Below are 23,003 nucleotides of genomic sequence, written 5' to 3' on the forward strand. Positions count from 1 at the left end.
GCAGATGGACTACGGATGCGGTCGGTGACGATCGCAGTGAGGAGAACAAGATATGAAGCGCAACAACCTGGTCAAGATGACCGTCGCGGCGGTCGCGGCGGTCGCCACGATCGCGCCGATGGCCGCGTGCGGCTCCACCGGCTCCGCCGACGGCAAGACCACGCTGACGATGTTCACGTGGGACAACGACGAGGCCATGAAGCCGTACATCGAGGCGTTCGAGAAGAAGTACCCGAACATCAAGGTCGACCAGTCCAGCGCCCCGAACAACGGCGACAAGGACTCCATCCTCAACCAGCGCCTCTCCGGCGGCCAGGCCCCCGACGTGTTCACGCTCGGCTATGCCGGCGATGACTCCAAGGTCACCGGCGGCTACACCATGGACATCACCAACGAGCCGTTCGTCGAGAAGATGTCCGACGCCAACAAGGCCTACGAGAGCAAGGACGGCAAGGTCTACGGCGTGTCCGTCACCTCGTGGGAGTCCGGCATCGTCTACAACAAGGACCTCCTCAAGAAGGTCGGCGCCGACGGCATCCCGTCCACGTGGGACGAGTTCCTCGCCCTGTGCAAGAAGCTCAAGGACGCCGGCATCACCCCGTTCCTCGAGCACATCGACGAGACCCCGCACCTCGTCGCGGCCTGCGTCGGCGGCAAGTTCGCCAAGGAAGGCAACACCGACGGCGACCTGTCGATCATCAACGGCAAGACCACGTTCACCAAGGAATACACCGACTGCCTCGACCAGTGGTACCAGCTGTACGACCAGGGCCTCGAATCCCGCGACTCGGTCGGCGTGAGCGGCGACCAGATCGTCCAGCAGTTCAACGCGGGCGAACTGGCGATGTTCATCACCGGCGCATGGGACTTCACCAAGCTCAACGAGGGCGGACAGCATTGGAAGATGGGTCTGGTGCCGACGTTCGACGGCGGCGAGGCCAACTACGGCGCAGGCTCCCCGTCCCCCGGCTACGCGATCTACTCCAAGACCAAGCACGCCGACGCTGCCAAGAAATGGCTCGAGTTCATGATCTCCAAGGAGGCGCTCGACCTGCAGGCCAAGGCCGGCAACATCGTCACCGTCAAGGGCTACACGCAGGACGTCGATCCCGGCTACACCGACGTGTACAAGAACGGCCTGCAGGCCAGCAAGTACTACCTGCCGGTCAACGACTGGGGTCCGAAGAAGAACGCGATCAACACCGAGTGGACCGCGCAGTTCCAGTTGCTCGTGCAGGGTCAGCAGACCCCGAAGCAGACCGCCGAGAACATGGACGCCAAGCTGAAGTCCCTGTCCTGACCTGAACCGGCCGACCATCGACTGTCGACTCGACCATCGACTGTGACGATCGGCTGACCGTGCGGGGTGACGTCGCGGCGCAAGCCACACGCCACCCCGTTTGACGGTAGGGCGATTCATCGCCCGCCGTCGACAGCCGGCCGGTCGCCGCAGCCGTGCACTGCACAGTCCGAGACCATATCGAGGAATCGAGTAATCATGAGCAATCAATCCAGCGTCATCCTGACCGACAAGGATCTGGCCAAGCGCCGTCGGCACCGCAACTTCATGGAGGACCTCTCCGCGTTCTGGTTCCTGCTGCCGATCATCGCCTGCTTCGTGGTGCTGCTGTTCGTGCCGCTGATGCAGACCCTGTACTTCTCGTTCACCGACTTCGACGGCCTCAGCTTCGACGTCAACATGGTGGGTTTCAAGAACTATCAGAAGGTGTTCTCCGACTCCTCGATCCTGCAAGGCCTCGGCTTCACCCTCGCCTACGCCGTGCTGACCACCCTGCTGGTCACCGTCATCGCCATCCCGCTGGCCGTGCAGCTCAACAAGCGCTTCCTCGGCCGCAACTTCGCCCGCTCGCTGTTCTTCTTCCTGTCCGTGCCGTCCGCCGCCGTGCTCGGCATGATCTGGAAGTTCATCTTCTCGCCGCTCAAGTCCGGCCTCATCAACTCGATCCTCAGCGCGGTCGGCCTCGACCCGATCCCGTGGTTGTCGAACTCCCGGCTCGCCCAGTTCTGCGTGATCTTCGTGGCCGTCTGGGCGCAGATCGGCTGGCACGCCACGCTGTACCTCGCCTTCCTGCAGTCCATTCCGTCCGACCTGTACGAACAGGCGCAGGTCGACGGCGCCAGCCCGATGCAGCAGTTCGTGCACATCACCCTGCCGCAGCTCGTGCCCGGCATCGTCACCTCCACGTTCCTGCTCATGTCCGGCGGCCTCAAGGTCTACGATCTGCCGTTCACCCTCACCAAGGGTGGCCCGGGCTACGCCACCAACACCGTCTCGCAGGCCATCATCACCCGCGGCATCGGCATGAACGAATACGGCATCGCCTCCGCGCTGTCCGTGCTGTTCGCCATCGCCATGCTCATCGTCACGTTCGCCCAGCTGGGCATCTCGCAGGCCATCGCGAAGCGTTTCGAGTAGGCCGCGGCCGGCGTGCCACCACCTGCGACGCGCGCCGCATCGCACAACAAGATCGACATCATCAGGCAAGAAGGTCATTATGAGCAACACCGTCACCAAATCAAAGGGACTGGGCAAGTCCGGCCGCGAACGCGTCGGCTACTGGGTGCGCACGGTCATCATCCTCGCGCTCGCGCTGATCTGCGCGATCCCGCTGTGGTACGTCGTCATCAACACGTTCAAGACGTCGAAGGACATGATGGCGCACCCGCTCGCGCTGCCGGAAGGCGCGTGGCAGTTCGGCAACTACGTCACCGCGTTCCAGAACCTGCCGCTCGTGCAGGCGTTCGGCAACACGCTGTACGTGACGATCCTCGGCGTCGCGTTCCAGGTATTCATCGGATCGCTCGCCGCGTACGGCATGATCATCCGCAACTCCCGGTTCACCGCCGTGATCGGCGCGATCCTCATGATCGCATTCGTCATCCCCGCCCAGGCCACGCTGATCCCGCTCTACCGCATGGAGGCGCAGACCGGCCTCGTCAACACGCTCACCGGCCTGGTCGTGCTCTACCTCGGCGGTTCGGTGTTCTGCTACTTCCTCATCGTCGGCTACATGCGCAAACTGCCGTTCGAACTGGTCGAGGCGGCGCGCATCGACGGCGCCGGCCCGTTCCGCATCTACTGGACGATCATCCTGCCGCTCATCCGCCCGATCCTGACCACCGTGGTCGTCTTCCAGACGCTGAGCACATGGAACGACTTCATGAACCCGAACGTGTTCCTCTCCTCCGGCGACAAGAAGACGATCGTGCTGCAGGTCTACAACGCGGTCGGCGAGTTCAGCACCGACTGGACCACGTTCATGACCATCACCGTCATCTCCCTCATCCCGGTAGTCGTGTTCTTCGTCTTCTGCCAGAAGTGGATCGTCGCCGGTTTGGCCGCTGGTGCGGTTAAGGGCTGAGTCCCCCTTCTTGGCTCCCCCTATTAGGGGGAGCTGTCAGCAGCGCTGACTGAGGGGGTCACACCCGACCAGCCAATATTCCACACATCATTCGTAGGAGTCACCAATGAACCGTCGCTGGACCGAATCCGAGATCTGGTCGTGGTACCGCGACCACGACTGGATCTCCGGCTGCAACTATTCGCCGAGTACCTCGCTCGGCGGCATGTTCGCGCTGCTGCAGGAGTACGATCACGAGACCATCCGCCGCGAATCGGCCAAGGAGATCGCCCTTGCCGCATCCGTCGGACTCAACTCGGTGCGCGTCTTCCTGCCGTTCGAAGTCTGGCATCGCCAGCGCGACGCGTTCTTCGCGCACCTCGACGAGTTCCTCGCCCTGCTCGACTCCTACGGCATGACCCTCATGCCGGTCATCTTCAACGACTGTCTTCCGCCGAAAAGCCAGTACCGCGAGCCGGTCTTCGGCCCGCAGCCCGAACCCAAGCCCGGCTTCTTCGGCGGCACCGACGAGAACTCGTTCGACACGGCCACCCAGACCGGCAAACGCGTCGGCTACAGCGTCTTCGACGAACCCGACATGCAGCCGGTCGCCGAACAGTACGTGCGCGATCTCGCCCGGCACTACGGCGACGATCCGCGCATCCTCATCTGGAACGTGTGGAACGAGGTCGGCAACTCCAGCCGCGACCATATGTCACTGCCGCTCATGCGCCAGGCGTTCGCGTGGCTGCGCGAGGAGAACGTGAGCCAGCCGCTCACCGCCGAGGTCTGGGGCGCGCAGATGCCCGACGACGCGTCGTACTACACGTGGCTCAACGATCCGCACTTCTTCGGCGACATCGATCGCGAAAGCCTCGCACTGTCCGACATCGTCACGTTCCACTACTACGGCGACTACCTGCACGCGAAACGACTCATCGCGCTGCTTAAGCAGTTCGGTCGGCCGATGATCAATACCGAATGGATGCACCGTCCGTTCGGCAGCTGCATCGAAACGCACCTGCCGCTGTGGAAGCGCGAGGGGATCGGCAGCTACTTCTTCGGTTTCATCAACGGTAAGTCGCAGCTCAACGTCGTGTGGGACTTCATCAAACCGTATCCGAGCGTCGACCAGACGCTGTGGATGCACGACATCTTCCACGCCGACTTCACGCCGTACGACCCCGACGAAATCGCCGTGCTGCGCGCGTGTAACGCCGACAAGACCCTGCCGGACTCGTGTTCCGTTTTCTTGGCTCCCCCTTCAGGGGGGAGCTGTCAGCGGCGCTGACTGAGGGGGGGGCAACACTCGTTTCATCCCGCCGCATATAACTGTCACCCGTATTGAAAGGACCCATCATCATGACCACCGTTCTCGAACCGCCCGTCACACGCGCCGTGCCGCGCGACCAACTGCCGCACCGCGTCAACGACACCGTGCTCGCCACCAATCCGCTGCACCGGTACTGTGCAGACCCGAACCTCGCGATCTTCGACGGCCGCTACTTCCTGTACTGCACCGACGACGGCGTGGACGACTGGCAGACGACGTGCTTCAGCGTGTACGTGTCCGACGATCTCGCGACGTGGGAGCGTCACCCGGCGCTCGACCTGCGCGACGTGCCGTGGTGGGATGGTTCGGACGGTGCGTGGGCGCCGACGATCGTGCGGCGTGCGGACGGCAAGTATGTGTTCTATTTCGTGGCCGGATCGGCGATTGGCGCGGCCGTGGCGGATACTCCGTACGGGCCGTTCGTGCCCGAGCCGGAGCCGATCGTGCGGCGGGGGACGTTCGACTGCCATACGATCGATCCCGGTGTGTTCGTGGATACGGACGGCACGCGGTACCTGCTGTTCGGCAACCGTCGCGCATGGGCCGCGCCGCTGTCCGACGACTGCCTCTCGTTCGACGAATCGCAGGCGTTCTCGTGGGTGCCGGGCGACTTCCGCGAGGCGATCTGGATCCACGAGCGGCGTGGCGTCTATTACGCGAGCTGGTCCGAGAACGACGCGAACGACGAGAACTATCAGGTGCGATACGCGACGGCCCCGTCGCTGCATGGCCCGTGGAGCGAGCCGCGCCCGCTCATCGACTTCGACCCGGAGCACAAGCTGTACGGCACCGGGCACCACAACATCGTGAACATCCCCGGCACCGACGAGTGGATCGTGGCCTACCACCGTTTCGCCTACGACCCGGCCGGCCGCTGGGACGGCGGCAACGGCTTCCACCGCGAGGTCGTCTTCGCGCCGCTCATCCACCGCGCCGACGGGACCTTGGAACCGGTCCATCCGCAGGTCGGCTCCTATACCCGTTCCCTCGCGTTCTAAGGGCGGGATACTTCCTGAGCGACGCTTGTGCCGTTCCGTACCAGCAGAGCTTGCTTCTCTCAACGGACATACAGCCGAAAACGGACTCAAATCGACTGTATGTCCGTTAAGAGGCAGAGCGAGTGGCGGCGTCAGCATCAAGCAACCCCTTGTGCGTCCTTTCCTCAACGGACACGGATCGTTCGGGCCCGTCCATACCCCCTCATGCTCATCTCTCTCCAACGGACATGCAGTCGTTTTATCTCACATAATCGGCTGTATGTCCGTTTTGTTTGTTGATACTATCAGGCTGGGCATCGTTAAGCATTGCCGGTCGCCAGTCATTGCCGATATCCTTCCCAGCCGTTTCGTTCCACCGCGTCACTCCTCCCTCCTTCCCAACGGACATGCAGCCGATTTACCCCACATAATCGGCTGCACGTCCGCAAAAGTTGGCAGAGACGACGCGTGGGATTGCCATAAGCGCCTATGGTCCTTTCCCTCAACGGACATGCAGCCGATTCGGCCCATGGATTTGGCTGTATGTCCGCAATGGTCGGGATGCCCGGAGGCATCCCCGGTCGTAATCGGGGTCTGACTTCGGTTTTCGGATATCTTGGGGCGTCGTGGGTGGCGTGTCGTTTTGCGGGGGAGTGGTTTGCGCCTCGACGGATCGTTCGTTGGGTGATCCCAGCTGCTTCGATACGGTGTATGGACCATCTTGTGATAGTTGGCGTTCGTGATCATACATGAATGATCATCGGGTAAAGTAAATGGAAATCGGGATGATGGAACCGGCTTTCCTTGAAAGTACTATGATTTCGAAGTGTGTTCCCCGCACCCGCGGAGATATCCGCCGGCGTGTTCGTCGGCCATGTGAGCGCGAAGGTGCGTGATCGGCTATGGGAGCGCATCGTCGATCTCATCCGCGACGGACGTGCGATCATGGTGTACTCGGCGCGCAATGAGCAGCATTTCGCCTTTCGGGTGCATCGCGCCGACTGGGTGCCCGAGGATTGCGACGGGCTTGAACTCATCAGACGTCCGAAGGCGTCATCACAATCCGCATCGAGCAGTTCGCGGCGACCGGGCTGGAGCAATGCCAGCAAATGGCGCGCGGCGCGCAAATACCGGTAGTCGGACAGTGACCGTTCCTTAGGAGTTTGCCTCCTTCTTCCCTATCCCTCAACGGACATACAGCCGATTCACCCCACGAAATCGGCCGTATGTCCGTTGAGGGGAAGCATGAATCTGCAAACTCAAGCTTGCCCTTTTTCTCCAACGGACATACAGCCGATCCCGTTACCCGAATCGGCTGTATGTCCGTTGAAGGGGAATTCAGATCGAACGCACGCGGAACCTGCCGGTGCGGTTGGACACGACGACCATCTCGTCGTTATGCAGCACCTTCCAGCCGTCCTCGTCGCGCTGGTCGAAACCGGAGCTGGCGACGACCACGCCGGACGCGTCGGCAGTATCGAACGCACGATAGCGCATCACACGGTAGTCATGCGCCTGCTCGCCGCGGCCGTACCGGTCGTAAATCTCGACGATGCGCGGGCTGGTGACCTCGCGGCCGGCCGCGCACAGCGCGATGAGCTGGTCCTCGCTCTGGATCATGCAGTTATAGCTCGACCGCGGATACGCCTGGCGCAGCTGGCGTACGGCCTGCGCCACGGCCTCGTCGAGCGCGAAGCCGAAGCCGATGAACTCGAGGATGACGGAGAAGAAGATCGCCGAGTCGGACTGGCCGCCGGTCGCGAGGAAAGCGCCCTGGTTGACCGGGTAGCGGCGGTTGTTCACGATGTTCACGCCGTTGTCGTCGGAGATGTCGCCGTTGTGGATGAACGTGAGCCCGTTCGCGAAGAACGGCTGCTGGTTCTCCATGATGAGCGGCAGATTCGAGCTGGCGAGGCGCAGGTGCCACAGGCCGCTGCGGGCGGGCGCCTCGGCGAAGTCGTCAAACACCGAATCGTGACGTGCGGCGACCGTGCTTTTGTACAGTTGGACACCGGTTTCCGGCGCGGGTGCGCCGCCGTCCCGGGTGTAGGGCGGTTCGACGGGCTTGGACAGCAGACCCACGCCCCAACCATCGTTGTGGATCTCGCTCAGTCCGCGGAACTCGTCAACGGCAGACGCACCGAGCACGGCCTTGAGGCTGGTGTTGGCCCCGGCCGCTGCGAATCCCAGTAATCTGCACATGGTTATGTACTGTACCGGACGCGCGGCGCGACATGGCGGGTGGGGTTATAGATGTTGGTTATAGGGTGCGTGCTGCGGGTTGGATCGGGCCGACACGCCGGCGGGGTGTGCACGACACGCACGATGTATCTTCAGGATCGGCTTGATTTTGCGGTTCTCGAAAACGTATCGTGCGTGTCGTGATCAGGCGGCCGGCGTGTCGCGGTGATCGTCCGACGACGACGGCCGCGGAGCGACGATCCGCTGCATGACGACTGTCGTCTCCGCGTCGGCCACGGCCATGCGCGACGGCTTGCGATTGACGCCGGACGCGCGCGACGGTCCCGCGTCGGACACCCGCGTCACGCCGGACGTCACGCCGACGGACTCGGCCACGCGTCCCTCGTTCGCGGGCCGGCGCAGTGACACGCGCTTGAGCCGCGGTGGCCGCCGCGTCGAAATGAACAGCGGCTGCACCTCGACGATCGGGTTGAACGGCGCCAGACCGAACCATTTGAACGGCGAGCCGGCCACATGACGGATCGAGTACTTCGTGCGCAACGCGATCGCGCCCAGCGTCGACACCTTCGACTCGGGCATGAGGTCCTTGTGGATGAGCACGTACCGGATGGTGCCGATGCCCGGATCGGCGTCGACCTTCGGGTAGATCGACTTCTGTTCGGGCAGCTCGTGTGTGCGGCTCAGGTCGTGCATGATCTGGTGCAGGTACGGCGGGATCGACTGCGACACCTTGAATCCGAGGCGGATACGCACGCGGAACAGGTAGTCCGTGCCGAAGTTCTCGACCGAATACTCACGGGTGAACGGTTCGTCGGTCGTCTGCACCGACACGACCCACCATGCGCGGGCGCGCTTGGGATGCTCGGCGAAGATCGAGAAGAACACGTCGGTGTCGAGTCGTTTCATCTCCGGATCGGCGGTCAGATACACGATGTTGTCGGCGAAGTACGGAATGCGGAAGTCGCCGTGCAGTCGGTTGAGCGTCGGCAGGAAGTCGTCCGGCTTCATGTGCCGGCGTTGCGAACGTTCGATCTTCGTGCCCTTGTCCCACGTGTACATGATGAACAGGATGGCGAGCGTGAGCAACATGGTGAACCAGCCGCCGTGCAGGAACTTCGCCATCGATGCGATGAAGAACATGGTCTGGATGGCGAGGAAGACCAAGAGGAACACGATCGCGCCGACGTGTTTGCCGTCGTACCAGATGTAGACGGCGAGCAGGATCGTCGTGGTGATCATGGTGATGGTGAGCGCGAGGCCGTACGCGGCGGAGATGTGTTCGGAATCTTTGAACATGGCGAGTACGGCGAGCGTGGCGATGAGCAGGACCGCGTTGACGACCGGGATGTACAGCTGGCCACGGGTGCGTGCCGGGTAGCGAACCTGCAGATGCGGCATCCAGTTGAGTCGGGTCGCCTCGGAGACCATGGTGAACGCGCCGGTGATGAGGGCCTGAGAGGCGATGACGCCGGCGGTGACCGACAGGATGACCGCCACGTAGCGGACGTTCGTGTTCATCATCTGGAAGAACGGGTTGAGGCTGGGGACGTCGGCGAGCGTCTTGTTGTGCTGGTTCTTGAGGATCCACGCGCCTTGGCCGAAGTAGCACAACACGAGGGCGACCTTGATGAACGGCCAGGTGAAGTAGATGTTGCCGCGACCGACATGGCCCATGTCGGAGTAAAGCGCCTCGGCGCCGGTGGTCGAGAGGAATACGGTGCCCATGAGTGCGATGCCGGCGGCGTTGTGCGGGCTGAACAGGAATCTGAGGCCGTACCACGGGTTGAGCGCGGCGAAGACGGTCCAGTCGTTGGATAGATTCACGGCCCCCACAACCGCCAGGAACGTGAACCAAACCAACACAATCGAGCCGAATACTCTACCGATGCTTTCCGTTCCGCGCGATTGCACCGCAAACAGGCACACGATGATCACAACAGTGATCATGAGTGTCAAATCTGGATCGGATTTGAACACATCCTCGAGCGGCGGCAAGGTCTTCAGACCTTCGACGGCGGAACTGATCGACACGGCCGGTGTGAGCACGGAATCGGCGAGGAACGCGGCGCCGCCGACCATCGCGGGAATGGCGAGCCATGCGCCATGCCGGCGAATCAGCGAATACAGCGCGAAGATGCCGCCCTCGCCGTTGTTGTCGATGCGCATCGCGATGAACACGTATTTGACGGTCGTGATCAGCGTGATCGACCAGAAGATCAGCGACAGCATGCCGAGCACGGCCTCGCGGTCGGCGTTGGCGATGCCGCCCTGACCGGACAGGAACGTCTGCGCGGTGTACAGCGGCGACGTGCCGATATCGCCGTACACGACGCCGAGCGCGACGATCGCCAGCGACAGCGTGATCTTGTTCGGGCCGGACTGCACCCGTGCCCACCAGCGGCCGATCGGTCCCTTCGACGCCGTCTCGTACAGTTTCTCCGCCTCGCGCTGTTCGGCCACGCGCTGCTTGGCGAGCTCTTCCTTCTCCTCTTCGGTCAGTGTTCTTTTGGAGACCTTGGGCGCGTTCGTGAACGTATCGGCCTTGAGCAAGGTTTCGTCTGGCTGCTGAGCCATAGCACACCCCCCACAATGGCGGGGAGTCTCCCCGCTCATGCACCACCTCGCACGAGAGAAGCCCGCCGGAGGGATTTCCGGCGGGCTTCTTCGCGACTTAAGCGGCTAGTATATGCCCCTCAGGGATTCTTGCCAACTCTTCACACCAGCATAGTAAGTCTGTCTAGTTTTCTCCAATCGCGCACGGTCGCGCCCGTCATTCGTGCATCTTCCATCCCTTAGCCGGAATACCTCTCGTCTCACTCCCGTCCCGCCCCTCCCTCTAACGGACATACAGCCGATTTCGGTAGGTAAATCGGCTGTATGTCCGTTAGAGGGAGAAGACCGTTAGGGGCAGGGGAAGAACGGTGGCGTCAGATCCCGTACACCGCACGCGTCGTACGCCGCGTACCGCGCGCGACGTCGGCGATCGGCATGTCGAACACGTCCGCAAGCGCGCCCAGCGTGTACGGGATCATGTACGGCGCATTCGTCCGCCCGCGGTACGGCATCGGTGTCAGATACGGCGCGTCCGTCTCCACCATCACATGATCGAGCCCGACGATGCGCGCCGACTCGCGGATCCCGTCATTGCCCTTGTAGCTGCACGTGCCGGACATGCTCAGATACCAGCCGTGTTCACGCGCGATCTCGCCCATCTCGGCATCGCCGGAGTAGCTGTGGAACACGGTGCGTTCCGGCGCGCCGTCCGCGAGTAGCGTCTCGATGACCTCGCGGTGCGAGTCGCGGTCGTGGATCTGCATCGGCAGACCGAGCTCCTTGGCGAGCGCGATGTGCGCGCGGAACGCTTCGCGCTGGATGTGCGCGGCGCTCTCCCCGGTGCGGAAGAGATCCATGCCGGTTTCGCCGATCGCGACAACCTGCTGCGGATACGCGCGGGCCAGCCGTGCGACCTCGGCCATCGCGTCGTCGAAGCTCACGTCGTGGTACGGCTGGTATTTCACGGCAAGTCCGTCCGGTCCCGGCACCGCGCGATGACCATGACGCACCGCTTCGTTCGGATGGATGGCGATGGCGGCATGCACCTGCCCGGGATGCTCGCGGGCCATGTCAATCGCGACCTGCAGGTTCGGCAGTTCGCAGCCGCAGTCGATGATGCCGGTCACGCCGACCGCCGCTGCCTGCGTGAGCAGTTCGTCAACGCCGTACACGGGGACTTCCGGCTGACCTTTTTCCACGGCTTCATGGCTCATGGCGCGGGCGAACGGTACGACGGACGCGACGTGCGTGTGGTTGTCGATGACCTGCGCGTCGGCCGGCAGCGCGGGTGGTGCGGGCGCCCAGCTGCGGTCGCGATGATGATGCTTGCTCATGCGTTCCAGTGTATGCGGATGCCGAGTCGCCGGCCGACCGTGCACCGCACGGTTTCGTGCAGCTGTGAACGGTTCTGTGTAATTTCGTGCATATCTGTGATGGATATGCGAATGTACCGGCGTGCGATACGTGACGTACGACGCACGACATGGCACACGCAAGCCGGAATCTTCCTACAATGAGTCGTATGACCGGTTACATTCCCACGCTTGAGCAGATCGACGAGCTGCATCGTAAGGCCGCACCGTCGGACGCTGCATACGATCTCATCCATACGCACTGCGTGATCGTCGCGACCATTGCCTGCCAGTTGGCGCGGCGTCAGAACGCGCTGTTCATGCGTCGATGCACGCTGCCGCGCGACGCACACGGCGATCCCGATTGCGCGGCCGTGCCGCCGACCGGGGGAGTGGAGGGCGGTACGATGCCGCCGCGTCTGCTCGACGAGCATCTCGTGATGATCGGCGGCCTGCTGCACGACATCGGTACGTATCAGGTGCTCAAGCACGACGGCAGCGACGGCGAACCGCTCAAATTCAGCGGCAAACGCTACATCCTGCACGGTCTGCTCGGCTATGAGTGGCTGCTTAAGCAGGGTGTGGACGAATCGATCGCGCAGTTCGCGCGCAACCACACCGGCGTCGGACTCACCCGCGATGACGTGATTCGGCAGGAACTTCCGTTGCCGCCGGACGACTATGTGCCGCAGAACCTCGAGCAGGAGACCGTGATGGTCGCCGACAAGTTCCACAGCAAGTCCACGCCGCCGAAGTTCCTCACGGTCGACGCCTACACCGCGAAATCCGCCCGTTTCGGCGAGGACAACAAACGCCGCTGGCTCGCGCTGGTCGAGCGCTACGGCCGCCCCGACATCCCCGCCCTCGCCTCCCGCTATCACATGCGTCTGGTCTGAGCGTCGGTCGTCTGAGTGCTAGTCCGAGCACGTACGCTCCCGCCGCAACACCAACCCCCAACGGACATACAGCCGATTCCTGTGGTGGAATCGGCTGTATGTCCGTTCATTAGCTTATCGGCGAGGTCATCGGTTCGTCAGCTCCAATCAACGAACCGTCAGAACCCCTGATATGTCACGCCCGGATCACTCGTGCACGTCGGCGTCTGGTCGAACTGCAGATCCGCCGCCCCGGCCCCCGTTGTCACGTCGTACTCGAGCGTGATCGTCGTGCCGACCGGAATATCGAGCTGCCCCAGATATGTGCTGCGATCGTATGCGGCCACCTCGGTGAACCCGGCCCCGTTCGACGCGCTGATGTTCGTGATCGACCCGCCGGTCGGCGCGAACAGGATCACGCGGTCGCCCGCCGTGCCGTTCGGCGTGTTGAGGTTGATGTACGAGGGCAGCGACGCGTTCTCCGCGGCCGTCAGTCGGTTGGTGAACGTGGTCGTGACGTGGTACGTCGCCCCGCCGTCCGCCGTGGTGCCGGTCTTCTGCACCGTGGTCTTACGGTCCACGTACCAGTCGATCTTCGACGCGTACATCTCGTTGAGGTACATGCCGACGACCGGGTTCTTCGCGTCGCTGGTGATCTCGCCGGTCACGCCTGCGCTGCGCAGCGTGGCGGTGTCCTCGTCGTGGAACGACCAGAAGTAAAAATGCCGCTGTTCGGCCATGTCCATCATCGCCTTGGCAAGCTTCATCATCTTTGTCGCGTCCATGTTGCTGAACATGTTCGCGATGACCTGTGCCGCGGTGCCGGTGAAATAGGAGTCCTGCTGCGCGACGGGGATGTCGATGTACACCTTGTTGAGCAGGAATTCGGCGGTATTGGTGCCGTCGAACGTGGTGCCGTTGATCGTCACCGGTCCGGTCGCGCCGATCATGGCCTGCAGTGCCACCGGGTCGAGGCTCATGACGCCGTCGGATGCGCCGCCGAACGACTGCTGCTGCCAGAATTCGCTGGCCATGCGCGCCACCTGCGGGTAGTCCGGCGTGGACGTGATGTTGTGGATCGCGGTGCCGAAGTACAGGTCGGAGAACAGCGTGGCTTGGCCATCGCCGATCTGATCGGTCGCGTTGCCATGGAATTCGGCGTTCGGATGGAACTCGTTGACGGTGATCTTGCCGTTATCGGCGCTGAACGAGCCGACCGATCCGGCCATGCCGCCCGCGCCGCGGATTTCGGAGTTGGTCTGCGCGAGAATCACGTAGTTGCGCGCGCCGTTGACGCCGAGGAAGTTCGGCAGCATGTTGAGGATGCCGGTGAGCTGGTCGACCTTGCCGGAGATGTTGGTGAGCTGCGTCTTGCCCTTGGACAGAGCGTTCTGGATGACGCTGAGCTTGGCATCCGGCAGGTCGTCGATGGTCTTGGCCTGTGCGGTCAGCGTCTTGTTGGCGGCGGCGAACTGCTTGTTGGCGGCCATGATCGGCTCGAGGTTGAGTCCGCCGTTGCCGTCGGACAGGTTGGATTTGAGCAGTGTATTCGCGGCGGTTTTGAGTTGGGGGAGCGTGGTCTGCGCGAAGTCGTCGAGCGTGTCGACGGCCGTGCGGACGGACTTGATGTCGGTGCCGTAGACGGGTGCCTTTTCGGCGATCGTCCACAACGGGTCGGACAGGTCCTGCTTGGCTGCGGCGGTTTCGGTTTGCATGGTGCCGATGATGCCGTCGAGGTTGGTGAGCGACGTCGTCAGGTCGCCGTCCTTGAGCGATTGCGCGGTGCTGATCGCCTTGGTGAGGTGTCCTTTCGCGCTCATCGCGGACCGGTAGAGTTTCAGTCCGGCAGTGCCGGCCGCGGCCGCTGCGGCGAGGACCAGCAGGATGATGACGAGCGCGATCCAGCGGCCGATGTGCCGTTGTTTCGGGATGGCGCGAGCATGTGACGAATTGAATGCGCGATTGCGGGCATGACGTGACGACATGCGACCTCCTCAAGCGATGACGATCTTCTCCGGGCGCTGGTACTGCGGGCGTAATATGTGCACGCATACGCGGAAGGGCGGCCGCCGTACCTAACGGCAACCGCCCTTCCACATTCTGCAATGTCGGCGTCAATCAAGACGCGATCAGTAAGCGCCGTCTCCGCGCAACACTACACCAACGGTCTTGATCAGGATGGCGATATCCGTCATCACCGACCAGTTTTCCACATAATTGACATCCAGGAACTCGGCATCCTCCTGGCTGAGGTCGTTGCGGCCGCCGATCTGCCACGGTCCGGTGATGCCCGGGCGCACGAGCAGTCGCGTCGAATACAGCGACGAGTACTGGTCGACCTCGTACTGGCGCTGCGGGCGCGGGCCGACGAGCGACATGTCGCCGCGCAGCACGTTGATGAACTGCGGGATCTCGTCGATGGAGGTCTTGCGGATGAACTTGCCCACGCGGGTGATGCGCGGGTCGTTCTTCACCTTGAACGTGGCGCCGAGCTCGACGCCGGCGGCCTTGGCCACCTCGGCGTCCATCTTGTCGGCGTCCACGCGCATGGAGCGGATCTTCAGGCAGTGGAACGGCTTGCCGTAGATGCCGATGCGCTCCTGCTTGTAGAACACGGGGCCGCCGTCCTCGAGCTTGATGGCGATGGCCGCGAGGCCGATGAGGATGCCGCCGGGGATGAGCGCGACGAGCGAGCCGAGGATGTCGAGCGTGCGCTTGAGCAGGCGGGTCGTCCACGAGTACTGCGGCAGGTTGGCCGACAGGATCGGCATGGACGGGTTGTTGCGCATCACCAGTCGGCCGCCGCCGAGGTCGGCCACCGAGGCGGACAGCGCCAGCTCCATGTTGGCGGATTCCACGGCCAGCGACAGCGTGCGCATGGTTTCGGAGTCGCGGGTGAGCACGTCTGCGACGAGCACGACGTTCGCGCCGAGATGCTTGGCGGTCTGCGCCAGATGCGAGTTGAGCGTGAGCACGCGCATCGTCTCCTCGTGCTCGTTGCGCGGCGCGAACGGCACGGAGATGAGATGCTGCGGCGCGTCCGGATCGTTCTCGTTGCCGACGCGTTCGATCGGGCAGACTGCGAACGGCGCGTAACCCATCGACAGGCCGTTGTCGGTGCTGAGCTTGTCGATGGTCTTGCAGATGCCGTCCGGCGAGCCGACGATCACGGTCGGATAGTTGTATTCGCCCTTCTTGCGGTTGCGGTGCAGGCTGCGGCGCATGAGCCAGCGTTCGATGATCGTGAAGACGCCGCTGAGGATGCACGACAGGCCGACGAGCCAGCGCGGGTACGGCTGGGCAAAGAAGTAGGCGACGGAGCACAGGACGATGAAGTTGGCCAGCGCGGCGGTCATCAGTTTGGTGTACAGTGCGTAGCCTTCGCCCATGGTGTGCCGCTCGTAGCTCTTGACGAACAGCAGGCACAGCACCCAGACCAGCGCGAACGTAAGACCGGTCTGCACCGAGCCGCCGGCGAGGCTGCCTTCGACGGTGGCGTGTACGTTCGGCAGGATGATCAGCACCAGCGTATAGGCGGCGAGCATCATGACCGCGTCGAGCACGACGAGCGCCGTGTTGTAGACGAACCGCCAACGGGGGATCGAGGAGAACTTCGTCTTGACGTCGCCGGCCTCGGCGTTCGATCCGTAGGTGCCGTCGAAGAACGTGGGTTGCGGTGCCGCGGTGCCGAGAGCCGTGCCGCCGGCATCCTGATCGGCGGTGCCGGGGGCCGTGGCGGTCGCGTCGGTCGGCGCGGTGTGTTGGATGGCGATGGTTCGGGGGGCTCGCATGGGTATCTCCTGCGTGGCCGGCGTTGCCGTGGGCGGTTGCGGTATACCCTGATTCGGCTGCGAGGTTGGCATCACTTCATTCCCTCCCCCCCCTCCACGTAGTCGCGCGGAACGAGGAAGCGTTGTCTTGCGGTTCGACATGCCGAAGGCCCGTACTGCTCGCCGGGCATGTTGAATCCTTACATTTCCACTGTTCACATACTATACGGCGGTGGGGGGATCCGGCTCAAGGGTGGTTCGTTCAGGTAGCGTTCAGCGTATGTTCGGGATCATATGTCGGGCGGGAAAACGGCGGCGAACGGCAGCGCGGCGATTTGTGTTATGCCCTCCATTCCTAGTAAGGTGATTCGGCAGATAGGTTGTGCCCCAGCGACGTGTGCTGGGCGATGATTGAAGGACGGAACGGCATGCATATCATGTTCGTGTGCACGGGCAACATTTGCCGCTCTCCCATGGGCGAGCTGTTGCTGACGCGCTATCTGGCGGGCACGACCGTGCAGGTGTCGAGCGCCGGTACGCGCGGCTTGCCGATGCATCACATCGATCCGTCGAGCGGCCGGCTGATGGACAGCGTCGGCATCGAATCGAGCGGTTTCCGTTCCCGACGCCTGACCCGCAGGATGGCGGAGTCCGCCGACCTGATCCTGTGCTTCGAGAAGGAGCAGCGCAAGGACATCGTCACCTTGGCGCCGACCGCGATCCGCTACACGTTCCTGCTCAACGAGTTCGCGAATATGTGTGAGTATTGTGCACAGAATGGACTGGTGCATGGCCTGACGATCCAGGAGCGACTGCAGTCCGTGATCGAATCCTCGCAGATCATCCGCCCGCTCATCCCCGAGCCGACGAACATCGAGGACCCGCACGGCAAGGAGTTCGCCAAGTTCCGCGTCGCCGCCGACCAGACGAACGCAGCGATCCGCAAGATCCTCACCAGCATGCGCAAGCACTACCGCGTCAACGAGGCCCCGGCGCGTCCCCAGCTTCTCAGTCCCCGTTTCGCTGCGTAGGCTACGGGGTCTGTCTGCGAGCCGGGACCGACCGATCTCATCGCCAGACGTCTGACCGTCGTCGTTCGCTGTTTTCACAGCCCCACCATGTGCGTGCGTTACCATAGGCAACCATGAACGGGGTGTTGAAGAGTACAACGATCGCGGGTCCCGCACATGCCGCACATGACGAGCGCGGTACCGGCGATGGGCTTGCCGCTGACCTGACCATGACCGACCGCGAGATCGCGGCTGTTGCGAACATCAGTGGTCCGAACGCGGCCATCCGTGGTACCGACGGCCGCAGTGCCGCCGGTGATTCCGCGATGTCGTCGGTCTCCGTAATCCGCGACGTGTCCGACATCCTGTTCTTCATGGCGCTGGCGCTGCTCCCGGTCGACGGCACCGTGCTGGGCATTCCGCTGCCATACTGGACGCCACTGTCCCCGTGGTTCTTCCTCGCCTATGCGCTGACGAACTGGCGCGTGCTGCGCTTCACGATGCGCGCGTATCTGCCGTTCTTCCTGTTCCCGCTGCTGCTTATCCTGACGTCGGTCTACGGCTGGCAGACGATCGGCGTGCACCCGGTGGCGGCGGTCAAGTCGATCCTGTCGGTGCTGCTCGGTCTGGCATGCCTTGCATCACTGGATATCGCGCTCGTGCGCAAGCGGTTGCCGTGGCGGCCGGCGGTGACTGTACTCGTGGCGACGTATTGGTTTGCGTTTGCGGTAGGGGTTGTGCAGTTTGTTGCGATACAAATGCATCAGTCTTCTGTAATGACGTATTTTGGCCGAATGATGTACCGTACGTACATTTGGCAGCTTCGTCCGCAGTTCCTGTTCGCGGAGCCCAGCTATATCGGCATGCATCTGTACGGCGTGCTGCTTCCGGTGTATTGGATGACTCGTGACTGTCGTCTGGCGATGCTCATTCCGACGTTCGCGATCGGGGCAATAGCCATGGGTTCCGGCACCCGAATCGTGATCGATTCCGTGGTGGCTCTGTTCTTCTTTATGCTGGCGACGGTGAACTTCCGTAGCAAAAGGGCGACGTGGGGGTTCGTCGGAGGAATGTCGGTGGTCGGCGGCGGCACTGTGATCGCCATGTTCGCCGATCCCCGCCTTAATGCCCTGCTGACCAAAGGACTGCTTGCCGGCGATGCCTCCATGTCCTCTCGCATTTTCCACATGCTCGCCCCCATGTGGTCATGGAAGCATGATCTCCAGCACCTTCTCTTCGGCTGGGGCGCCGGCAACGTCTCCGACGCCGTCCGTACCGGCTACGCCGGCGCTCGCCGTTGGTACGATGCACGTGGTGGAGTCGGCAACAGTGAGATTGACGGCTTAGCCAATCCACCCGCCGACACTTTTACGATGAGCGCCTACACCAGCTTCATCACTGAATTCGGTGTGCTCTGCCTCGCTCTGTTTGCGTTGGCGATACTGATTCATATCGTTCGGCGCCGGGGATGGGATCGCAGAACGGTTTGCTGGCTGCTGTTGGTCGTCTATCTGTATATCCAATTTGAAGCATACGCATTCTACGCATGGCCATTGTTGTTGTGGGGAGGTCTTACTGCATCGCGTCGGCAACCGGATACGGATTGATGTGAATACGACCCGATGGCCTTGCCCGGTTATGGTCGCTATTGTCGTTGTACCGGTTTGGGATAAGATATGCGTATGTCTACAGTAGGGAGAAGTTGTGCTGACCGGTGATACACCTAGAGAAGATCCAGAGGGTGCTGCGTTATCGCGCTTGCCGGCGTATAGCGTGCTCATGAGTGTGTATATCAAGGAAGATCCTGCGTTTTTGGAGGAATCCTTGGCCAGCATGCTCGCTCAGACTGTGCCGCCGGAAGAAATCGTGGTTGTCAAAGATGGCCAGCTCTCCTCAGAATTGGAGTCTGTTCTCAATAAATTCACTGATGCGCATCCGAACTTATTCACCATCGTTGCATATCCCAAGAATCAGGGGCTCGGTTATGCCTTGATGAGCGGAGTACCGCGGTGCCGCAATGAGATTATTGCACGCATGGATTCGGACGATTACGCTTTCCCCACTCGTATGGAGGAAGAGCTTACCGTTATGCGTGACCGTAACCTCGATATGGTCGGTTCGCAGATTGTGGAATTCGTTGAAGATCCGTCCGATCCGGTGGCTACGTCCACATTGCCGGTATCGTTTAGCGATATTGTCGCTTTTTCGAAGAAGCGTAACCCTTTTAGACACCCATCAATGGTGTTCAAGAAGTCCAAGGCACTGGAAGCCGGAAATTACAGTCCGGATTTTCTGTATTTCGAGGACTGGGATTTGTTTAACCGCATGCTGGCCCGAGGATGTAATGCGGAGAATATCGATCACCCGCTGGTAGCTATGCGCGTAAGTGCGGATTTTTACGGACGTCGTGGCGGCCCGGCGTATCTTCCTCATATCTGGAAGTTCAAAACCGCGCAGCTGAGACGTGGATACTTTACCTTCCCCCAATTCCTGACATCAACGATTCCGCATGTGATCGTTTGCCTGGTGCCTAATGGCGTTCGCTCATTCATCTATACCCACCTACTCCGGAAAGGAGCCAAGTGATGGCGCAAATCGACAACCAACCTACTGTTGCTGTGGTAACGTTGCACAATTCTCCCAATTATGGTTCGTGTCTGCAGACCTATGCCACGCAGAAGGTGCTCTCCGACATGGGCGCGGTGCCATCCATCGTCGATTACTATCGGGCGGACGCCATTCCCGAGAATGAAACCGACCGCGCATTGAACGGCCAGGTGGCCAAGAAGATGCCCATCTTCAAAATTCCCGGAGTGAAGGCGCTGGCTCGTATCCCGGTAAGCCGTATGGTCAAGCGTCGGGCCGCCCCATTGAATGCATTCCGTCACAGCAAACTGAATCTGACTTCACGCCCCTATTATTCCATCGAGGAATTGGAAAAGGATCCGCCTCGTGCGGACATTTACTGCACCGGCAGCGATCAGGTATGGAATAGCCTTTGGAACAAGGGGTTTGAGAAGGCGTTCTATCTGACCTTTGCTCCGGAAGGTGCGAAGCGTATTGCCTATGCGGCGAGCATCGGTAAGTCTTCTTTGGAAGACTGGGAGATCAAGCCCATGCGTGAGGCATTGTCGAAATATTCGCACATATCCGTGCGTGAGGCCGAGGCCGCGGAGCTGCTCGATTCCATTGGCATTCATGGCGCAGTGCCCGTGATCGATCCCACTTTGATGTTGGCCAAGGATGACTGGTCGGTTCTGCATAGCGACGATGTGCCGCATGAGCCGTACATTCTGATTTACCAGCTCAACAGGAACCACGAGTTCGATGAGTATGCCCGCAAGCTGTCCGAAAAGCTGGGGCTGCCGTTGTATCGTATCGCGTATGGCGTGAATGAGCGTCGCGCCGGTGTGCATACCATAGTATGCCCCAGTGTCGAACAGTTCGTATCGCTGTTCATGCAGGCGGAGTATGTGGTTACGGATTCCTTCCACGGCACGGCATTCTCGATGAACCTGTCGAAGAAATTTGTGTCCATTAGTCCAGGACGTTTTAGCGGCCGCATTATGAACCTGTTGGAAATGACCGGTGAGACCGGGCAGTATCTGCAGGATTATCGTGACTTCAGCGTGGTTGATAATCCTATCAATTACGAGCATGTTCAGCAGGTCTTTGCCGCCAAGCGAGCTGAAACCCAAGCATTCCTGCACACCGCAATCAATGACTGATTTTTACGCATAAGGAAACGTTCATCATGATTACTGAAATTAAGTCGTATCAAATTATTATTGCCTTGCTTAAGGCACGCGGTATTCGCCACTGTGTACTATCGGCTGGATCCCGCAATGTTCCTTTCGTGCATTCTATTGAGGAGGATCCATTTTTCAAATGCTATTCAGTTGTTGATGAACGTAGCGCCGGATATTTTGCGCTAGGACTTTCTCAGCAGATTCATGAGCCTGTAGTAATTTCTTGTACGTCATCAACGGCGACCTGCAATTATTGGCCGCCCGTTGCTGAGGCATATTATCAAGGTGTTCCCCTGATCGTCCTGACTGGCGATCGTGATGTAGCCATGCTGGGGCAACGCGAGGATCAAATGATCGATCAGGTTGGTATGTACGATCGACATGTGCGTAAGTCGGTGAATCTTCCTGTGGTGAAAACAGAGGATGACTTCATCTACTGCCAGCGTTTAGTGAACGAGGCATTGCTTGAACTTGACCATGATGGGCAGACCGGTCCGGTCCATATCAACGTGCCGATGAAATGGTACAGCACGTCGTTCCCAGTACATGAACTGCCTAAGGTCACTTGCATTGAGCGTCTTGGGCATGAGACCTCGTCTACGAAATGGGAAGAGAAGGTTCGCAAGCTGCAACATGCAAAGCGCATTCTTGTTGTCTGCGGACAATCAAGCTATGTCTCGGATGAGCAGAAGAAGCAGATGACCAGATTCTTCCGCAAGTTTAATTGCTCTATTTCGATGGAGTATATGTCGAATGTTGAATGTGAAGGTGCGATTAATACTTCCGTATGCTTTGACTCCAGATTTATTTCCGATAAAAAGGCGGATGAGCTGCTTCCTGATATCGTAATTTCATATGGTGGCAATGTGATGCAAGGGGTGAAATCCGACCTGTGCAAGCATGCTGGGCAGTTTGAGCATTGGCTCATTCAGGAGGATGGTCATGTTTGTGATTTGTTCAAGAGCCTGACCACTATATTTGAGTGCACCCCAGAATACTTCTTCCGTTTCTTCAATGGAATGGCAGGAAATGATAGTCATAATGATCTTGAATACCATCATCAGATTGAACAATATGCACAGAGTGTGAAATATCCTGAAGAATTTCCCTGGTCTAATATTTATGCGGTACAACATGTTGTTACGCAGGTGCCTTCTGGTTCTATCATTCATATGAGTATCAACAATGCGATTCGGCTTACGAATTTCTTCAAATTGCAGCCAGATGTCAAAACGTATGCGAATATCGGCACAGACGGCATTGACGGCTGCCTTTCATCATTCCTTGGGCAAGCGGTTGTTCTTGATAGACCTGCCTATCTTATGATTGGTGATCTTGCATTTTTCTATGACATGAATGCACTGCGTATCCGTCATATTGGTAGCAACGTCCGCATCATGTTGCTGAATAACCACGGTGGTGAGGAATTTTACTACAACGGCATGTACCAAAACAAGGCCAGTGATCTCCATACGACGGCGCGTCACAATACCACCGCCAAAGGGTGGGCGGAGTCCTGTGGATTCAAGTATTTGACGGCATCTGACAAGACGTCTTACGATAAGGTACTTCCCGAGTTTATGACTGCTGAATCTGACAAGCCTATTTTCTTTGAAGTATTTAGTGAGATGAGCACAGATTCGAAAGCTATCTATGATTTCTACAATCTGAGTCGGCCTCGTGATTTGTTTTCTGATATGAAACGCGAGGCAAAAGAGATTGTTAAGTCCACTATTGGCAAGGAAACTGCAGTCAAGGTAGCGGACAAACTAGGTATTAAGTTGAAGTAGGAAGGGATAACAGGTCAGTGCAGGAAGCTA

General features: G+C 60.4%; 17 protein-coding genes. 12 read left to right on the forward strand and 5 right to left on the reverse strand.

The genetic code is table 11. The annotated features are described in order from the left end of the window. Nucleotides 1-52: 52 nt before the first annotated feature. The 6 genes from DSM100688_RS09320 to cas2e all read left to right on the forward strand — a co-directional run bounded on the left by DSM100688_RS09320 (nt 53) and on the right by cas2e (nt 6,809). Nucleotides 53-1,300, forward strand: coding sequence for an ABC transporter substrate-binding protein (locus tag DSM100688_RS09320; protein WP_152358823.1), 1,248 nt, complete (start codon nt 53-55; stop codon nt 1,298-1,300). Nucleotides 1,301-1,498: 198 nt separating this feature from the next. Next, complete coding sequence (locus DSM100688_RS09325; RefSeq protein WP_239519370.1) at nt 1,499-2,437, forward strand: carbohydrate ABC transporter permease; 939 nt, start codon at nt 1,499-1,501, stop codon at nt 2,435-2,437. 79 nt (nt 2,438-2,516) lie between these two features. Further along, nucleotides 2,517-3,383, forward strand: coding sequence for a carbohydrate ABC transporter permease (locus DSM100688_RS09330; RefSeq protein ID WP_152358824.1), 867 nt, complete (start codon nt 2,517-2,519; stop codon nt 3,381-3,383). 106 nt (nt 3,384-3,489) lie between these two features. Then, nucleotides 3,490-4,653 carry a beta-galactosidase gene (locus DSM100688_RS09335; protein ID WP_152358825.1) on the forward strand — a complete coding sequence of 388 codons (1,164 nt, stop codon included), beginning with the start codon at nt 3,490-3,492 and terminating at the stop codon, nt 4,651-4,653. Nucleotides 4,654-4,724: 71 nt separating this feature from the next. Then, nucleotides 4,725-5,693, forward strand: coding sequence for a family 43 glycosylhydrolase (locus DSM100688_RS09340; RefSeq protein ID WP_152358826.1), 969 nt, complete (start codon nt 4,725-4,727; stop codon nt 5,691-5,693). Nucleotides 5,694-6,500: 807 nt separating this feature from the next. After that, a complete protein-coding gene (cas2e, locus tag DSM100688_RS09345) occupies nt 6,501-6,809 on the forward strand; it encodes a type I-E CRISPR-associated endoribonuclease Cas2e (RefSeq protein ID WP_152358827.1) in 309 nt (102 codons plus the stop codon). A gap of 201 nt (nt 6,810-7,010) precedes the next feature. Here the strand turns inward: cas2e and DSM100688_RS09350 are convergent, their stop codons facing one another. From DSM100688_RS09350 to DSM100688_RS09360, 3 genes are all read right to left on the reverse strand, one after another. Beyond that, a complete protein-coding gene (locus tag DSM100688_RS09350; protein WP_152358828.1) occupies nt 7,011-7,874 on the reverse strand; it encodes a class II glutamine amidotransferase in 864 nt (287 codons plus the stop codon). Between the two features lie 183 nt (nt 7,875-8,057). After that, nucleotides 8,058-10,448, reverse strand: coding sequence for a KUP/HAK/KT family potassium transporter (locus tag DSM100688_RS09355; RefSeq protein ID WP_152358829.1), 2,391 nt, complete (start codon nt 10,446-10,448; stop codon nt 8,058-8,060). A gap of 353 nt (nt 10,449-10,801) precedes the next feature. Beyond that, on the reverse strand, nt 10,802-11,761 hold the full coding sequence (locus DSM100688_RS09360; RefSeq protein ID WP_152358830.1) for a TatD family hydrolase: 960 nt from the start codon (nt 11,759-11,761) through the stop codon (nt 10,802-10,804). Nucleotides 11,762-11,949: 188 nt separating this feature from the next. On the opposite strand from DSM100688_RS09360, the gene DSM100688_RS09365 reads away from it, so the two are divergent. Continuing rightward, a complete protein-coding gene (locus tag DSM100688_RS09365; protein ID WP_152358831.1) occupies nt 11,950-12,675 on the forward strand; it encodes an HD domain-containing protein in 726 nt (241 codons plus the stop codon). Nucleotides 12,676-12,833: 158 nt separating this feature from the next. On the opposite strand, the gene DSM100688_RS09370 is transcribed toward DSM100688_RS09365, so the two are convergent. Together DSM100688_RS09370 and DSM100688_RS09375 are read right to left on the reverse strand one after the other, a co-directional pair. Then, on the reverse strand, nt 12,834-14,639 hold the full coding sequence (locus DSM100688_RS09370) for a DUF4012 domain-containing protein (RefSeq protein WP_152358832.1): 1,806 nt from the start codon (nt 14,637-14,639) through the stop codon (nt 12,834-12,836). Nucleotides 14,640-14,783: 144 nt separating this feature from the next. After that, a complete protein-coding gene (locus DSM100688_RS09375; RefSeq protein ID WP_152358833.1) occupies nt 14,784-16,445 on the reverse strand; it encodes a sugar transferase in 1,662 nt (553 codons plus the stop codon). Between the two features lie 407 nt (nt 16,446-16,852). Here DSM100688_RS09375 and DSM100688_RS09380 point away from each other — a divergent pair, with 407 nt between their 5' ends. The 5 genes from DSM100688_RS09380 to menD all read left to right on the forward strand — a co-directional run bounded on the left by DSM100688_RS09380 (nt 16,853) and on the right by menD (nt 22,973). Beyond that, nucleotides 16,853-17,455 (forward strand): arsenate reductase/protein-tyrosine-phosphatase family protein, encoded by a 603-nt coding sequence (locus DSM100688_RS09380; RefSeq protein WP_152358834.1) that lies wholly within the window; start codon nt 16,853-16,855, stop codon nt 17,453-17,455. 113 nt (nt 17,456-17,568) lie between these two features. Continuing rightward, a complete protein-coding gene (locus tag DSM100688_RS09385) occupies nt 17,569-19,041 on the forward strand; it encodes a hypothetical protein (protein WP_239519371.1) in 1,473 nt (490 codons plus the stop codon). Nucleotides 19,042-19,138: 97 nt separating this feature from the next. Beyond that, nucleotides 19,139-20,020, forward strand: coding sequence for a glycosyltransferase (locus tag DSM100688_RS09390; RefSeq protein ID WP_152358835.1), 882 nt, complete (start codon nt 19,139-19,141; stop codon nt 20,018-20,020). After that, the gene (locus DSM100688_RS09395) at nt 20,020-21,162 is read left to right on the forward strand and encodes a polysaccharide pyruvyl transferase family protein (protein ID WP_204316683.1); all 1,143 of its coding nucleotides are present in this window, start codon (nt 20,020-20,022) and stop codon (nt 21,160-21,162) included. The genes DSM100688_RS09390 and DSM100688_RS09395 overlap by 1 nt, the downstream gene beginning before the upstream one ends. A gap of 26 nt (nt 21,163-21,188) precedes the next feature. Then, a complete protein-coding gene (gene menD, locus DSM100688_RS09400; RefSeq protein ID WP_152358837.1) occupies nt 21,189-22,973 on the forward strand; it encodes a 2-succinyl-5-enolpyruvyl-6-hydroxy-3-cyclohexene-1-carboxylic-acid synthase in 1,785 nt (594 codons plus the stop codon). The last annotated feature ends 30 nt before the right edge of the window (nt 22,974-23,003 follow it).

Source organism: Bifidobacterium ramosum (assembly GCF_009299505.1).
Taxonomy (GTDB): Bacteria; Actinomycetota; Actinomycetes; order Actinomycetales; family Bifidobacteriaceae; genus Bifidobacterium; species Bifidobacterium ramosum.

Excerpts from the sequence above, each read along its gene's own strand:
- DSM100688_RS09320 (WP_152358823.1), top strand. The coding sequence starts at position 53 with ATGAAGCGCAACAACCTGGTCAAGATGACCGTCGCGGCGGTCGCGGCG.
- DSM100688_RS09340 (WP_152358826.1), top strand. The coding sequence starts at position 4,725 with ATGACCACCGTTCTCGAACCGCCCGTCACACGCGCCGTGCCGCGCGAC.
- DSM100688_RS09370 (WP_152358832.1), bottom strand. The coding sequence starts at position 14,639 with ATGTCGTCACGTCATGCCCGCAATCGCGCATTCAATTCGTCACATGCT.
- DSM100688_RS09375 (WP_152358833.1), bottom strand. The coding sequence starts at position 16,445 with ATGCGAGCCCCCCGAACCATCGCCATCCAACACACCGCGCCGACCGAC.
- DSM100688_RS09395 (WP_204316683.1), top strand. The coding sequence starts at position 20,020 with ATGGCGCAAATCGACAACCAACCTACTGTTGCTGTGGTAACGTTGCAC.
- DSM100688_RS09365 (WP_152358831.1), top strand. The coding sequence starts at position 11,950 with ATGACCGGTTACATTCCCACGCTTGAGCAGATCGACGAGCTGCATCGT.
- DSM100688_RS09325 (WP_239519370.1), top strand. The coding sequence starts at position 1,499 with ATGAGCAATCAATCCAGCGTCATCCTGACCGACAAGGATCTGGCCAAG.
- menD (WP_152358837.1), top strand. The coding sequence starts at position 21,189 with ATGATTACTGAAATTAAGTCGTATCAAATTATTATTGCCTTGCTTAAG.
- DSM100688_RS09385 (WP_239519371.1), top strand. The coding sequence starts at position 17,569 with ATGAACGGGGTGTTGAAGAGTACAACGATCGCGGGTCCCGCACATGCC.
- DSM100688_RS09350 (WP_152358828.1), bottom strand. The coding sequence starts at position 7,874 with ATGTGCAGATTACTGGGATTCGCAGCGGCCGGGGCCAACACCAGCCTC.
- DSM100688_RS09330 (WP_152358824.1), top strand. The coding sequence starts at position 2,517 with ATGAGCAACACCGTCACCAAATCAAAGGGACTGGGCAAGTCCGGCCGC.
- DSM100688_RS09355 (WP_152358829.1), bottom strand. The coding sequence starts at position 10,448 with ATGGCTCAGCAGCCAGACGAAACCTTGCTCAAGGCCGATACGTTCACG.
- DSM100688_RS09380 (WP_152358834.1), top strand. The coding sequence starts at position 16,853 with ATGCATATCATGTTCGTGTGCACGGGCAACATTTGCCGCTCTCCCATG.
- DSM100688_RS09335 (WP_152358825.1), top strand. The coding sequence starts at position 3,490 with ATGAACCGTCGCTGGACCGAATCCGAGATCTGGTCGTGGTACCGCGAC.
- DSM100688_RS09360 (WP_152358830.1), bottom strand. The coding sequence starts at position 11,761 with ATGAGCAAGCATCATCATCGCGACCGCAGCTGGGCGCCCGCACCACCC.